Genomic DNA, 13,440 nt, shown 5'->3' on the forward strand with positions numbered 1-13,440 from the left:
AGGGTGGCTCTGTGCTGACCAATAAGGGGAAATACGGCCTCAAGGCGATAGTGCATCTTGCCCGGCTCGAAGCTGGGGAGACTGCGCAGGTCGCCAACGTGGCCCAGCGCAACAACATTCCCAAGAAATTCCTCGACGCTATCCTGCTCGACCTGCGCAATGCCGGCATGCTGCGCAGCAAGAAGGGGCCGGGCGGCGGTTACGCCCTGGCCAAGCCGGCGCGTGCGATCAAAGTTGGCGCCGTGATCCGCGCCCTGGAGGGGCCGATCGCGCCGATCGCCTGCGCCAGCCGCTCTGCCTTTCGTGCCTGCGAGGATTGCGGCGACATCGATACCTGCCCAGTGCGATCGGTGATGAGCGACGTGCGCGATGCCATCGCGGGGATCGTCGACAACACAACCGTGGACGATCTGGTCCAACGCTCGATAGCGCGCGAGCCGCTTCATGCGGATTACGCAATCTAATTATCTACTAATTTTATAGACAATAAAATTGGCGCCGCTTAAAATGCGCAGGCGGCGTTCGGAGCCGCATGAGGATGCGGTCACGAATGAATCAGCAGTCTTCACCTGTTGGCGTGCACGACATTCACGTCGACGCATTCAAGGCCGTGATGAGAAACGTCGCGGGTGCTGTGAGCGTCATCACAGCGACCCATGAACGGCATCGCGGGGGCCTGACTGCGACCTCGCTGACGGCACTTTCCGCCGATCCGCCGACTGTCCTCGTCTGCATCAACCGCAATGCCTCGGCCTGGCCGACCATCGAGGCTGCCGGCCACTTCGCGATCAACGTCCTCGCCGCCCGGCATCAGAGCATCGCGGATCGCTTCGCCGGGCGCGGCGGCTTCAAGGGCGAGGCCCGCTTCGAGGAAGGCCAGTGGGCGCGCATGGCAACCGGTGCTCCGACGCTCGACGGCGCTCTTGCCGTGCTCGATTGCGAGACCGAGGAGGCGATCGAACGCCACTCTCACACGATCCTGATCGGCCGTATCAAGGCAATCCGGCATGCGCAGGACGAAGGCGCCCTGCTCTACTGGCGAGGCGTCTATGGCAAGCTGGACGAGAGCTTGCAGTACGGCGCCGGCATCTAGATCGCCGCGCCCGCGACCGGGCGACCTTCGAATCGGGCGAGATAGCCATCCCCTGAATCCGGCGCCGCGGCAGGGAACCGTCCTCTAAACCAATCCAAATTTGCCAATACGTTTCATTGACCGAACACATTGGTCGAGCTGATTATTGACGCAGCACGAGGGAGCTGCACCATGTCCGTCCTCATCGTTCCCGGCCTTCACGATTCCGAGCCCGCACATTGGCAGAGCCGGTGGGCCGCCGACATCGACCAGGCCGAACGCGTCCAGCAACAGAACTGGCACCGGCCGGACCTCGAATCCTGGCTCGATGCACTCCATCGGCATGTGCTGCGACGTCCGGGAGCCGTGCTCGTCGGGCATAGCCTCGGCGCCACGCTCATTGCGCATCTGGCGGCGCGCTTCCCCGAGTTGCCGATCGGCGGCGCCCTGCTAGCCGCGCCGGCCGATCCCGAGCTTAGAGTCTCGAAGGTTCACGGCATCGCCTCGTTCGGGCCATTGCCGGACGTGCCCTTTCAGTTCCCCGCGATCGTAGTCGCCAGCCGCACCGATCCGTACATGGCGATCGAGCGCGCGCGGATCATCGCCAACATGTGGGACGCCGCCTTCGTCGACCTCGGCGATGCCGGGCACATCAATGTTGCCAGCGGCCATGGCGGCTGGGCCGAAGGGCTGCGCCTGCTCGACCAGCTCCTCTGGCGGCGGAGCGCCGGGCGGGAGCATCAGGTCGCGCGGACGGGCGCCGTATCCCGGCTGCATTGAAGCCGCATGCTTCGCCGATGCTGGACCGGGCTCTGCGCGAGCAGCGCCTTTGTCCCAGAGGTCAGTCTCGAAGGCGGTTCTTAGCGCAAAGGCACCCAGAAAGGGTGCTTGGGCGTCACTGCGGATATTGGTCGCGACACGTTCCCTGCCAGACACCAACTATCGATCATGCTCGTTAAATGAGCGAGACGATGAACCGGCCGGCGATGACGAGCAGGAACAGGCCAAAAGCAACTTCGAGCCGTCGCTTGGACAAACGGTGGGCGAGGCGCGCGCCGATCGGGGCCGTCCAGATCGAGGTCGGGATGAAGAGCAGGAAGCCGATGAAGGAGACATAGCCGAGCGACAGCGGCGGCAGCAGGTCCATCTTTGGCCAGCCAGCATAGATGAAGCCGAGCGCGCCGGGGATCGAGATCAGGACGCCCAGCCCCGAGGAGGTCGCGACGGCCTGGTGGATCGGGCGGCCATAAAACGTCATGAACAGGCTCGAAAGCTGGCCGCCGCCGATGCCCATCAGGGCCGACAGCACGCCGATGACACCGCCATAGATCGTCATAAGCCCCTTGCCGGGCATTTCGGTCCCGAGCTGCCAGCGATCCGAGGCGAAAAGCAGGCGCAGCGCGCTCGCGACCGCGACGACGACGAAGACGATCTTGAACAGGTCGGGCGGCGCGAAGCGGGCGATGTAGCTGCCCAAGATCACTCCGAGCACGACCGGCACGGCCCAAACCTTGAGGATGTCGAGATCGACCAGCCCCTTGGCGCGATGGGCGTTGAAGGAGCGGATCGAGGTCGGGATGATGATCGCCAGCGAGGTGCCGACGCAGAGCGGCATCCTGACCTCTTCGGGCACTCCGATGACGCGGAAGATTTCGTAGAGGATCGGCACGATGACGGCACCTCCGCCGACGCCGAAGAGGCCTGCAAGAACGCCGGTGAAGGCACCCGCCACGACAAGCGACGCTGCGAGAAAGGCGAGTTCGTTCAGCGGAATTCCAGCAAGCATGACTCAGTCCTGTAGCGGGTGATGGCCTGCATCGCATATTGTCGCGACGGCTAAGCGGACGTTCGAGTGAGTCGACTGCTCTTGGGCGTCACATCCCCAGAGCGCAGCCGTCCTTGCGCTGGTCGGATCCGGCGATCAGGGTCCGGTTTGCGCGGTCGATCCAGATCGCCTGGCTGCCACCCAGGGGTAACTGGCGTGGCTTGAGAACATGCCCGCGCCGCACCAATTCGGCGAGATCGGCCTCGGGGATCGTCGGCTCGACTTCGAGCACGCCGCCGTGGGCGAAGGATCGCGGGGCATCCATCGCCTGCTGGATGTCGAGCCCGAGGTCGAGCATGTTGGAGAGAAACTGCGCGTGCCCGGCAGCCTGGTAATGGCCACCCATGACGCCGAAGGGCATGGCGACCTGACCATCCTTGCGAAGCAGGCCGGGGATGATCGTATGCAGCGGTCGCTTGCGGGGCGCGATGGCGTTGGGATGCCCCTTGATGATGCGGAAAGACGAACCGCGGCTGTGTAGCAGGACGCCCGTCGTCGGGTCGACATGGCCGGAGCCGAAGCCGTCGAAGATCGAGTTGATAAAAGAGATCGCATTGCCGTCACGATCCACCACGCAGAGGTAGATCGTATCCTTGTGCTCGGGTTCGGACCACAGCACTGGAGTCGAAGCGCGGTCGAGGCGTATTCGGGCGCGCAGGATGTCGATGATCTCGTCGCTCAACATCGACATCGGCTCGGGGCAGAAAGCCGGGTCGGCAAGATAGGCGTCGCGGTGGTGATAAGCGAGCTTAGTCGCCTCGGCATGGAGATGAATGCGATCAACCGGCGACAGCGCGGCGATGTCGAAGCCTTCGAGTATCTTCAGGATCATCAGCGCGATGATGCCCTGGCCGTTCGGAGCGCACTCGACCACTTCATAGCCGCGATAGCTTGCAGAGACGGGAGTGGCGTAATCGGCGCCGTCCTGGGCCTCGGCGAAATCCTCCAGCGTATGCAGACCGCCCAAGCCGTTCAAATAAGCGACGAGCGATTGCGCGGTTTTGCCCGTATAGAAAGCTGCCGCGCCGTCGCGGCCAATCTCGCGCAGGCGCTGGCCGAGCAGGGGCTGGTGGTGGCGCTCGCCCTGTTTGGGCGCGCGGCCGCCGGGCAGGAAGGTCGCCGTTGCGCCTGCGGTCCTGGCGAGCAGATCGACCTCGCCGGCCCAGTCGCAGGCGACGCGGGCGGCGACCGGATAGCCGGTCTCGGAGTAGTCGATCGCGCGCTCGAACAGCCGCGACAGCGGCAACCGGCCGTAGTCGCGATGGAGTTTCGACCAGGCCGCAATCGCGCCGGGAACCGTTACGGAATGCGGGCTAGTCTGGCCAATCTCGTTGACGCCGAGCGATAGCAACCGCTCGACGGTCGCTGCGGCGGGCGCGCGCCCGCTGCCGTTCAGGCCGACGACCTCGCCCCCCGCCGGCTGGTAGAGCACGAAGCAGTCGCCGCCGATGCCGGTCATCAGCGGATCGGCAACGCATTGCACGGCCACCGCGGCGATCGCGGCGTCGACCGCATTCCCGCCGGCACCCAGGATGTCTAGTCCGGCAGCCGTCGCCAGCGGGTGCGAGGTCGCGATCGCGGCATTGCCAGCAATCAGGGGTGCGCGGCCGGGGCGGAAGAAATCGTGCATCGTAGAATTCCTTGAAAGGGTTGAGGAGGTCAGGTCTTCACCATGGTTCGGGTCGTTGGCCCGCGCGCGGAGTCTCAGATCTGCGAACGTCTTGCCGTGACGCCTCAGAAGGCCTTCGGCTCTCCCCGATACGTCTCTCGCCTCATCCGGCGAGGAACGTCTTGAAGCGAGCCGATGTCGACCTGTTGAAGACCACGTCGGGCGGTCCCTGTTCCTCGACGACGCCTTTGTGCAGGAAGATCACCTCGCTTGACACGTCCCGTGCGAAGTTCATCTCGTGGGTCACCACGAGCATCGTTCGGCCTTCCGCCGCCAATGATCTCATCACCCGAAGCACTTCTCCGACGAGCTCTGGATCAAGGGCCGAGGTCGGCTCGTCGAACAGCATCACGTCGGGCTTTTGCGCCAGAGCCCTGGCGATGGCTGCCCGTTGTTGCTGACCGCCGGAGAGATGGCTGGGATAATGGTGCCGCTTGTCAGCGATCCCGACTTTTTCGAGCAGGGCTTCGGCCTCGGCGATGCATTCGGCCCTACCGCGCTTCTGCACATGGACGGGCGCTTCGATCAAATTCTCGAGGATTGTCAAATGCGACCAGAGATTGAAGCTTTGGAACACCATCGACGCACGGGTTCTAAGCCTGTCGATCTGAGCCTGACGCGCGGGCACGACGCCGCGGTTCGTCTTCTTCAGTTCGATCAATTCCCCGCCAATGCGGATCTCGCCGCCATCGGGAACCTCGAGCATGTTGATGCAGCGAAGCATTGTCGACTTGCCCGAGCCCGAAGAGCCCAGAATGGAGATCACGTCCCCTTTCCTAGCCTCAAGATTGATCCCCTTTAGGACCTCCAATGCCCCGAAGTTTTTGCGAAGGTCCTTGACCGACACGGCGGAAGATCCGGCGCCCGAACGGGTGGCAAGCTCGTTAGACATGTGCGATCTCCGAAGGAAGAATGCTGCCCGGAGCCGCCCGAAGATGTGGCGACAGCCACCGCTCGACCGCCGCGATTGTCTGGGCGACCATGAAGTTGATCGCCAGGTAGATGGCGCCCGCCATGACGAAAACCTCGATGACGCGGAACGACTCGGCTATCAGCTTCGCCGCCAGACCGGTGACTTCCATCATTGTGATGACGGAGGCCAGGGACGTGCTCTTGATCATGATGATGATTTCGCTTCCGTAAGCTGGCAGGGCCTGGCGCAGCGCGATCGGAATAATGATCCTACGATACAGCAGCAGGCCGGACATGCCGACGGCCCGCGCCGCCTCCACCTGGGCGGCCGGAACCGACAGAAGACCACCACGGACGACTTCGCTGGCATAGGCGGCCGCGTTGAGCGTGAGCGCGAGGAGCGCGCACCAATAGGGCTCGCGCAGGAACGGCCAAAGGCCCCAGGCCTGGAGCGTGGGCCTGAACTGGCCCAGTCCGTAATAGATCAAGAATATCTGCACGAGCAGCGGAGTGCCGCGGAAGAACGAGACGTATCCGATCGCAGTAGCCCGCGCCGGTGCGACGTCGGACATCCGCAGCCAGGCGAGCCCGATCGCCAGGATGGAGGCGGCCACCATCGACACGGCCGCGAGATTTAGCGTCAGCGGAAGTCCGCGTAACAGCGAGACGAAGGCTTCCGCCATGAATGGCATGTCCATTAGGCCATTCTCCCGAAACCTTTGGACATACGCGCCTCGACCACGTTGAATATGCGCGTCGAAGAAATCGCGATGATGAAATAGATCACGCACGATAGAATATAAAATTCGAATGGCCGTCCCGTCGAACCGGCGGCGACGTGCGACTGCCGCAGAAGTTCGACGAGCCCTGTGATAGATATCAACGCCGATTCCTTGAGGACGAGCTGCCATACATTGCCCAGTCCCGGCATAGCCAAACGCAGAACCTGGGGAATAACGATGCGGCGAAACATCAGGACGCTCCTCATCCCCACGGAGCGGGCAGCCTCCAGTTCACCGCGGCTGACGGACTGGAACGCGCCGCGAAAAACCTCGGCCTGGTACGCCCCCGAAATCACCCCGATGGCGGCGGCGCCAGAGGCGAAGGCCGGAACGCCGACGAACCCGTCGGCTCCGAACATCCGGCCCGCTGAAGTCAGGAGTGCGCTCCCGCCGAAATAAAATAGGTAGATGACCAGCAGGTCGGGAATGCCGCGCAGGACCGTCGTATAACCGTTCGCCGCGGCACGGACGACGCCATTGCCTCTCAGCTTCGCCCAGGCGACGAGGCTGCCGATGATCGAGCCCAGCACGAACCCGCAGGCGGCGACGGACAGCGTCATACCCGTCGCCTTCAACAGAGCGCCGCCCCACCCGGTCGGCCCGAATCCGAACAATGTCAGGATGTCTTCCATCGGAGCCTGTCGTTTGACTTGCGGAATGTTGTGCGAGAGGCGCGACGGCGGGTTGGGCCGCGCGCCTGAAGCAAGATTCAGACTCTGGCGTTAGCGCTTGTATTGCGGGGTCGCGTCGTAGCCGAAATACTTCTCGGAGATATTCTTGTAAGTGCCGTCCGCGAATGACGCGATCAGCGCCTCGTCGAGCATGGCCTTCAGTTTCACGTCCGACTTGCGCAAGCCGATCGAGGAGCCGTTTCCAAAGACGCCACCGATGAAGCGCGGGCCGGCCGTCAGCATGTCGCGGTTGCCGGGCTTCTTGGCGGCATCGAGGATGTAGTTGTACGACGCCACGATGGCGTCGATGCGCCCTGCAGACAGATCTAGATCATGCTGCGTGGTCGCCTTGTACTCGCGGACATCGACGATTCCCTTGAGGTATCGATCGAGGAAGGACGCGTTGATGCTCGCAGCCTGCACGCCGATCGTCTTGCCTTTCAACGCGGCCTTCAGCTTCTCGATCTTGTCCAGCGCCGACGCCTCGTCGTTCAGGTTGATGAGCTCGCCTTTGAACGGCAGCGCTTCCAGCGGGCCGCCCTTCTGGATGCCGAAGGTTTGCCCGCCTGTGGCATAGGGCTGTGAGAACGCAATCACCTCGGCGCGCTTTGCCGTGGCGCTCATGCCGGACATGACCGCATCGATCTTGCCGACGTTCAGCGCGGGAATGAGTCCGTCAAAATCCTGGACGATGAAGCTGCATTCGAGCTTCGCACGCCGACAGATGTCCTCAGCGAGATCGATCTCGAGCCCCTTTAGCTTGCCGCCCTCCTCGTAATTCCACGGCGCGAAGCTGCCTTCGGTGCCGATGGTGATCTTGGTCCACTGCTTTTCCTGCGCGTTCGCGCCGTGACCCAACAACAGACCCACGACCGCGACGGCCGCGATGATCGAATTAAATGACGTCATGATCCCCTCGTTCTCTTTGGTTTGAATTGATGTCGGTGGACGATCGTTTCTCAGGCCTCGGCCATCGCCAGCGGCGGGGCCGTATCGGGACCAACGGGATTGTTGAAATCGTTCTTGGCCCGAAACACGTCGAATTCGGTCTTGGCCGCTTTCAGGAGGTCAGGGTCGGCGAAGATGTCTTTCGCCACCCCGGCCATCGCCTTCGCGGCCAAAGCGATGCCCTTGTGAGCCGCCGGCGCCTTGCCTTGCGCGACGAGTTGCCAGGAATGTCCGGGCGTGCCGACCGCGTAGCACGCGACGCGACACTGGACCGTCGGAACGACCCAGCTCACCGTGCCCACATCCGTCGAGCCGACAGATTCCGTCAAGACGCGGCCGGGCAAGTACACGTCGTTCGACAGCGGCTCATCGCTCACGGCCAGTCCGTGTCGTCCATAGGAAGCTTCTATATCCTGCGAAGGAATGGACTTCTGGATCTCGGCCGCGAACGGCTTGTCGGTCTCGTCGAAGCCGGGGCCGCCGAGACGCATCAGGTTGCGGTGCATCAGCGACTCGAGAGGCGCATTACCGACGAGATTGGCCTCGCCGGACAGCTGTTTGCTCTCGACCGTCGTCTCGGTCATCAAGGCGGCGCCATCGGCGATCTTCTTGACCCGTTCGACGAGGCTCCACATGTCATGAAGCGTTCGTGCCCTGACCAGATGGCGGACGACCGCGCGCGCCTGCACCACGTTCGGCGCAATTCCGCCGCCATCCACGAGCGCATAGTGAACTCGTGCTGTCGACGGCATGTGCTCGCGCATGTAGTTGACGCCGATATTCATCAGCTCGATGGCGTCCAGCGCGCTTCGACCCAGTTCGGGCGCAGCGGCGGCATGGGAGGCGCGTCCGTTGAAGGTGAACTCCAGTTCGACGCAGGCGAGCGACACCGCTTCGGTGACGCCGGTGAACGTCGCAGGATGCCAACTGATCGCGATGTCGACGTCGTCGAAGGTACCCGCCTTGACCATGAAGCTCTTCGACGACCCCCCTTCCTCAGCCGGACAGCCATAGTAGCGGACCCGGCCCGGAATGTTATTCTCGGCCAGCCATTGCTTCAGGCTCGCGGCCGCCAGTAAGGCGGCCGAACCCAGCATGTTGTGGCCGCAGCCATGGCCCGAGCCGCCCGTGACGATTGGATCCTGCTGTGCCACGCCGGCCCGCTGGCTCAAGCCGGGCAATGCGTCATATTCGCCAAGGATGGCGATCACCGGACCGCCGGCGCCGGCCTCTCCCATGACAGCAGTCGGAATGCCGGCAATCCCGGACGACACCGCGAACGCTTCACGCTCCAGAACGGCGGTATGTTCGGCTGCCGCATGGAATTCCTGGTAGTTCAGCTCCGGCTTGTCCCAAATCCGGTCGCTGAGACCGAAATACGCAGGCGCCTTTGCATCGACAATCGTCCAGATCCGGTCTTCATTCTTCGACATGACACGATCCCCAGAGCAATGTCGCTGCGATGCGCGAGCAGGCTGTGCTTGGGCAACATATCTTCCACTTTATGCAGCGCCATTCGGCGTTCTTGGCGGTGACATTGCTGAATATCGGCGTAGATTGAACTCAAACGACGGATTTGTGCGCCTGGCCACAGGAACGGCAGAGAAGCTGATTTTTTGATCGCCCCGATCCTATGATCGTTCGGTACATCATCGTGACGCTGACAGGTAAACCTGAGCTGAGCGCGAAGTTCGACGTCGCCTTGTTCCCAAGCTCTTTCCGAGATGTCCCGGTATTTGGTCGATCCCGTCGTGGACGGGTCAGGGGATGATTGCTGGTGATGAACGATCATCTGCATCGAGGAAGCGTCTTGCGGCGGCAACCAGCGTCGCCACGCCGAGCGGCAGCGCTGCCTCGTCGACCCGAAACTGCGGGTGGTGCAGAGGGTGCACGCTACCGGCAGACTCATCGCGGATGCCAAGCCTGAAATAGACCGACGGGCATGCCTCACTGTAGAAGCCGAAATCGTCTGCGGCCGCCCACCCGGGAAGCGCGACGAAGGCGCTCTCGCCTGCGACCTCCCGGATTAGTTGGACCATGGCAGCATCGTTCTGGACCGATGGTTCGCCTGTCGTGATCTCGATCTCGGCTTCGCCGCGATGGAGGGCAGCGATTCCGACTACGATGTCCCGCAGGCGCCCGTGGGCCCGCCAGCGGGTTTCGGGTTTCCCACACCGGATCGTTCCTTTGAGGACCGCGTGATCGGAGACGACGTTGTAACTGGCGCCGGCCTGGAATGCGGTCACCGAGACAATCAGCGCATCGAAGGCGTCGGTTTCCCGCGAGACGATCTTCTGCATTTCGGCAATGATCGCCGTGCCGATCGCGATCGCGTCCACGCCCTGATGGGGCGTGGCGGCATGGGCGGAGCGTCCCCTGATCGTGATGTCGAAAATGTCGGACGAGAGCGTGACCGAACCGCTGACCGCTCCAAGTCGGCCGGTCTCCAGATAGGGGTCGACGTGGATGCCGATGGCGGCATCGACACCCTGCAGTCGCTTCTCCTCGTGGACCACGCGCCGGCCGCCGAGAGGTTCCGCCTCCTCTGCTGGCTGGAAGATCATCCTGACCGTGCCGCGAAACTGATGGCGGGAGCGGTGGAGGAGCGCAGCGGTCGCCAACCCCATTGCGGTATGGGCGTCATGGCCGCAAGCGTGCATGATACCAGGCCTGGTCGACGAGAACGCGACCCCCGATCGCTCTTCGATCGGCAGAGCGTCGATATCGGCACGGATGGCGAGCGTCCGATGGGAATTGCCGGCCGTCCCGATGATATCGACGACAGCCCCCGTGCCGCCCGCCGACTCCGCATCGCCGATGCCTTTTTCCCTAAGCCAGCTTCGAATGAAGGCCTGTGTGTGATGCTCGTCGTTGGACAGCTCAGGGTGAGCGTGGAGATAGCGACGCGCCGCGATCATCTCGTCGTGCAAGGCTTGATCGAGCGCGACGACGGCCTGAGAGTTGGAACTGGCTGACGTCATCGCTCAAACCTTGACGAAGATCTCACGGGGGAAGCTGGTCAACGTCTCGCATCCCCGCTCGGTGATCAGGATGGTCTCGCTGATCTCGATGCCCCATCCTTCCATCCACATCCCCAGGATAGCGTGAACGACGTGGCCGGCCTGAAGTACGGTTGTGTCACCTTGGCGCAAGCTGATCGTATGCTCGCCCCAGTCCGGCGGGAAGGCGACGCCGATCGAATAGCCGATTCGGGACTCCTTCTTGAGGCCATGCCTGTTGATGGCCGCGCGCCATGCAGCTTCGACATCGTGGGCGACCGTGCCCGGTCGGGCCGTTTCAAGGACGGCGTCCATGCCTTCGAGTACGGCTTTCTCGACATCCGCCACATGCCGCGGCTTGATGCCGAGCTGCATCGTACGGGCAAGCCCGGAGGTGTAGTGGCGGCAGGCGCCCGCGAGCTCGAGCGCGATCGTCTCGTTCGCCGTGAAGGCGCGATTGCTCCACATCAGATGCGGCGCGGACGCGTTCTCGCCCGCGAGGATCGTCGGCGGCAGGGCGGTGATGTCACCGGCATGATCGCGCAGGCCGCTATACTGCGCGGTCTGGATGGCCGCGATCGCGTCGCATTCGCGGATGCCCGGCGAAATTATCTCGTAGGCCTTCGCGACGGCCGCTTCCGCCAGACGGGCGCCGAGCCGCAGGTAAGCTATTTCCGCTGGCGACTTGACGGCCCTGACCCAGTTAACCAGCAGATCTGCATCGACGAAGACCGCATTGGGCAGCGCCATCGTGAGGCGCGCATGCGCCTTGGGCGAGTAGTAATAGGCTTCGAGCTCAATGCCGATCCGGCCCTTGCCCCACCCCTTCTCGGCAATCCAGCGCCCGATCCAGTCCATCGGGTGCCGTTCGGGCGTTTGAACGTGATCTTCGGGATAGCCAACGACGTTCTCTGGCTTCATCCAGGCCGTCAGCCTGCCGCCGACGGCGTCCATATTGCGCCCGAGCCAGACCGGCTCGCCGGTCAGCGGCACGACGACGACCTGCGGCGTGTAGAATGACCAGCCATCGTAAGCGGTGAGGTAGTGCTGGTTCGCAATGTCGTTGACGATTAGGAGATCGAGCCGGCGCTTGACCATCTCGTTGCGGACCTTGGCCAACCTCGACTGATATTCCGCACTCTCGAAAGGGGAGGAGATCATTGCAGTGTCCGCACTAAAAAGGGGCCTGAATCCAAATGCGCCGCACGATGCCTGAGTTATAAAGCGTTCGGCCGCCGATTTTCGGCTTTCGATGCCTTTTAAACGCTTTTGCGGGCCTTATCTCCGGCGTGACGCAGGATTCATGCGCGAGGCCTCGGACGGGCACCGCAGCGCGGATGCCCGACGACCGTCTCTCCCGTCGACGTCGGCCCTGGGCCCCCGTCGCCTATAGCGGTCACCAATGGGGTCGCGTTCATCACGCGGATACCCGGCATGGTCGCCAGATGGCGAGCCGACGACCGACCAAATGCCAAGGGCCGCTACTTAAAATCGATTTATTTTTAAGCAGGCTGCTGGCGCTTCATGACAAATCGTCGAGATTTCTAAATGGAATTGAGCGCCACCGGCTGTTATGCGTATGGAGCCACGTAAGCACGCCAGCGACCCAGGCAATCGCCTTGACAAATAATCGATTAAAAAAGAAGGTTTGGGCGAAGGAGTGAGACATGCTCATTGCAAGCGAGGCCGACGTAACTACCGCTGCCCTTGACGTGATGGCGCGCACCGACAATCTGCGATTACGCGAGATATTGGTGTCGCTTGTTCATCATCTGCACGGCTTCGTGCGGGACGTGAGGCTGACGGAAGCGGAATTCCGGGAGGCTGTCGCGCTCCTCAACGAGGTCGGCCAGCTCGCTTCGGACACGCACAACGAAATGATGCTGATGGCCGGTTCGTTGGGCGTCTCGTCGCTTATATGCCTGCTCAACAATGGCGATGGCGGAAACACCGAGACGTCGCAATCGTTGCTCGGTCCCTTCTGGCGCCTCAACTCTCCACGCGTGGAAAATGGCGGCTCGATTGTCCGGTCCGACACTCACGGCGACCCGCTTTTCGTGACGGCGCGCGTGATCGACGGCCAAGGCCGCCCGATCCCCGGCGCGGAGATAGATGTCTGGCATGCCTCGCCGGTGGGTCTGTACGAAAACCAGGATCCCGAGCAGGCGGAGATGAACCTCCGCGGCAAGTTCACCACCGACGGGGACGGCCGCTTCCGGTTCCGATCCGTGATGATGATCGGCTATCCAATCCCGACCAGTGGGGTCGTCGGGCGCCTTCTGAAAGCGCAGCGTCGCCACCCGATGCGGCCCGCACATCTGCACGCGCTGATCTTCAAGCCCGGCTTCAAGGTGCTGATCTCGCAAGTCTACGATCCCAACGACCCCCATATCGACTCGGACGTTCAGTTCGGCGTGACGCGATCGCTGATCGGTGACTTCGTGCGGCACCAGGAGCCGCATCCCGTGCAGGCGGACGTGGCCGGTCCCTGGTACTCGCTCGATTACACCTATGTCATGGAACCGGGCGAGGCGATCCTGCCGCGCCCCCCCATTCGCTGAG

General features: G+C 62.9%; 14 protein-coding genes. 4 read left to right on the top strand and 10 right to left on the bottom strand.

Annotation, left to right across the window (positions count from 1 at the left end; translation table 11 throughout):
• Positions 1 to 11: 11 nt before the first annotated feature.
• From C4S73_RS26455 to C4S73_RS26465, 3 genes are all read left to right on the top strand, one after another.
• Positions 12 to 464, top strand: coding sequence for an RrF2 family transcriptional regulator (locus tag C4S73_RS26455; protein ID WP_103875585.1), 453 nt, complete (start codon positions 12 to 14; stop codon positions 462 to 464).
• Between the two features lie 86 nt (positions 465 to 550).
• Entirely contained in the window at positions 551 to 1,093 is a 543-nt protein-coding gene (locus C4S73_RS26460; protein WP_103875586.1) for a flavin reductase family protein, read from the top strand.
• Between the two features lie 171 nt (positions 1,094 to 1,264).
• Entirely contained in the window at positions 1,265 to 1,852 is a 588-nt protein-coding gene (locus C4S73_RS26465; RefSeq protein WP_103875587.1) for an RBBP9/YdeN family alpha/beta hydrolase, read from the top strand.
• Positions 1,853 to 2,027: 175 nt separating this feature from the next.
• Here C4S73_RS26465 and C4S73_RS26470 read toward each other — a convergent pair whose 3' ends face one another.
• The 10 genes from C4S73_RS26470 to C4S73_RS26510 all read right to left on the bottom strand — a co-directional run bounded on the left by C4S73_RS26470 (position 2,028) and on the right by C4S73_RS26510 (position 12,039).
• Entirely contained in the window at positions 2,028 to 2,858 is an 831-nt protein-coding gene (locus C4S73_RS26470; protein ID WP_103875588.1) for a sulfite exporter TauE/SafE family protein, read from the bottom strand.
• An 88-nt stretch (positions 2,859 to 2,946) separates the two neighbouring features.
• Positions 2,947 to 4,527, bottom strand: a complete 1,581-nt coding sequence (locus C4S73_RS26475) for a gamma-glutamyltransferase family protein (RefSeq protein ID WP_103875589.1) — start codon at positions 4,525 to 4,527, stop codon at positions 2,947 to 2,949.
• 142 nt (positions 4,528 to 4,669) lie between these two features.
• Positions 4,670 to 5,458: an ABC transporter ATP-binding protein gene (locus tag C4S73_RS26480; protein ID WP_103875590.1), complete on the bottom strand. Its 789-nt coding sequence runs from the start codon at positions 5,456 to 5,458 to the stop codon at positions 4,670 to 4,672.
• Positions 5,451 to 6,176 carry an ABC transporter permease gene (locus C4S73_RS26485; protein WP_103875591.1) on the bottom strand — a complete coding sequence of 242 codons (726 nt, stop codon included), beginning with the start codon at positions 6,174 to 6,176 and terminating at the stop codon, positions 5,451 to 5,453. Before C4S73_RS26485 ends, C4S73_RS26480 begins: the two co-directional genes overlap by 8 nt.
• The gene (locus tag C4S73_RS26490) at positions 6,176 to 6,892 is read right to left on the bottom strand and encodes an ABC transporter permease (RefSeq protein ID WP_103875592.1); all 717 of its coding nucleotides are present in this window, start codon (positions 6,890 to 6,892) and stop codon (positions 6,176 to 6,178) included. Before C4S73_RS26490 ends, C4S73_RS26485 begins: the two co-directional genes overlap by 1 nt.
• A gap of 90 nt (positions 6,893 to 6,982) precedes the next feature.
• Entirely contained in the window at positions 6,983 to 7,840 is an 858-nt protein-coding gene (locus C4S73_RS26495; protein ID WP_103875593.1) for a transporter substrate-binding domain-containing protein, read from the bottom strand.
• Positions 7,841 to 7,890: 50 nt separating this feature from the next.
• Positions 7,891 to 9,312 carry a M20 family metallopeptidase gene (locus tag C4S73_RS26500; protein WP_103875594.1) on the bottom strand — a complete coding sequence of 474 codons (1,422 nt, stop codon included), beginning with the start codon at positions 9,310 to 9,312 and terminating at the stop codon, positions 7,891 to 7,893.
• Positions 9,216 to 9,677 carry a hypothetical protein gene (locus C4S73_RS28520; protein ID WP_200828108.1) on the bottom strand — a complete coding sequence of 154 codons (462 nt, stop codon included), beginning with the start codon at positions 9,675 to 9,677 and terminating at the stop codon, positions 9,216 to 9,218. The genes C4S73_RS26500 and C4S73_RS28520 overlap by 97 nt, the downstream gene beginning before the upstream one ends.
• Positions 9,640 to 10,860 (bottom strand): M20 metallopeptidase family protein, encoded by a 1,221-nt coding sequence (locus tag C4S73_RS26505; protein ID WP_244595811.1) that lies wholly within the window; start codon positions 10,858 to 10,860, stop codon positions 9,640 to 9,642. The genes C4S73_RS28520 and C4S73_RS26505 overlap by 38 nt, the downstream gene beginning before the upstream one ends.
• Positions 10,861 to 10,863: 3 nt before the next feature.
• Positions 10,864 to 12,039: a M24 family metallopeptidase gene (locus tag C4S73_RS26510; protein WP_103875595.1), complete on the bottom strand. Its 1,176-nt coding sequence runs from the start codon at positions 12,037 to 12,039 to the stop codon at positions 10,864 to 10,866.
• A 506-nt stretch (positions 12,040 to 12,545) separates the two neighbouring features.
• Here C4S73_RS26510 and C4S73_RS26515 point away from each other — a divergent pair.
• The gene (locus C4S73_RS26515; RefSeq protein WP_103875596.1) at positions 12,546 to 13,439 is read left to right on the top strand and encodes a dioxygenase family protein; all 894 of its coding nucleotides are present in this window, start codon (positions 12,546 to 12,548) and stop codon (positions 13,437 to 13,439) included.
• Position 13,440: the final 1 nt, after the last annotated feature.

This window comes from Allobosea lathyri (assembly GCF_900108245.1).
GTDB classification, from domain to species: domain Bacteria; phylum Pseudomonadota; class Alphaproteobacteria; order Rhizobiales; family Beijerinckiaceae; genus Allobosea; species Allobosea lathyri.

What these genes read in the sequence shown, in the direction of transcription:
- C4S73_RS26515 (WP_103875596.1), top strand. Translation starts at nt 12,546, where the DNA reads ATGCTCATTGCAAGCGAGGCCGACGTAACTACCGCTGCCCTTGACGTG.
- C4S73_RS26465 (WP_103875587.1), top strand. Translation starts at nt 1,265, where the DNA reads ATGTCCGTCCTCATCGTTCCCGGCCTTCACGATTCCGAGCCCGCACAT.
- C4S73_RS26460 (WP_103875586.1), top strand. Translation starts at nt 551, where the DNA reads ATGAATCAGCAGTCTTCACCTGTTGGCGTGCACGACATTCACGTCGAC.
- C4S73_RS26470 (WP_103875588.1), bottom strand. Translation starts at nt 2,858, where the DNA reads ATGCTTGCTGGAATTCCGCTGAACGAACTCGCCTTTCTCGCAGCGTCG.
- C4S73_RS26490 (WP_103875592.1), bottom strand. Translation starts at nt 6,892, where the DNA reads ATGGAAGACATCCTGACATTGTTCGGATTCGGGCCGACCGGGTGGGGC.
- C4S73_RS26505 (WP_244595811.1), bottom strand. Translation starts at nt 10,860, where the DNA reads ATGACGTCAGCCAGTTCCAACTCTCAGGCCGTCGTCGCGCTCGATCAA.
- C4S73_RS26480 (WP_103875590.1), bottom strand. Translation starts at nt 5,458, where the DNA reads ATGTCTAACGAGCTTGCCACCCGTTCGGGCGCCGGATCTTCCGCCGTG.
- C4S73_RS26495 (WP_103875593.1), bottom strand. Translation starts at nt 7,840, where the DNA reads ATGACGTCATTTAATTCGATCATCGCGGCCGTCGCGGTCGTGGGTCTG.
- C4S73_RS26500 (WP_103875594.1), bottom strand. Translation starts at nt 9,312, where the DNA reads ATGTCGAAGAATGAAGACCGGATCTGGACGATTGTCGATGCAAAGGCG.
- C4S73_RS26475 (WP_103875589.1), bottom strand. Translation starts at nt 4,527, where the DNA reads ATGCACGATTTCTTCCGCCCCGGCCGCGCACCCCTGATTGCTGGCAAT.
- C4S73_RS26485 (WP_103875591.1), bottom strand. Translation starts at nt 6,176, where the DNA reads ATGGACATGCCATTCATGGCGGAAGCCTTCGTCTCGCTGTTACGCGGA.
- C4S73_RS26510 (WP_103875595.1), bottom strand. Translation starts at nt 12,039, where the DNA reads ATGATCTCCTCCCCTTTCGAGAGTGCGGAATATCAGTCGAGGTTGGCC.
- C4S73_RS28520 (WP_200828108.1), bottom strand. Translation starts at nt 9,677, where the DNA reads ATGCAGATGATCGTTCATCACCAGCAATCATCCCCTGACCCGTCCACG.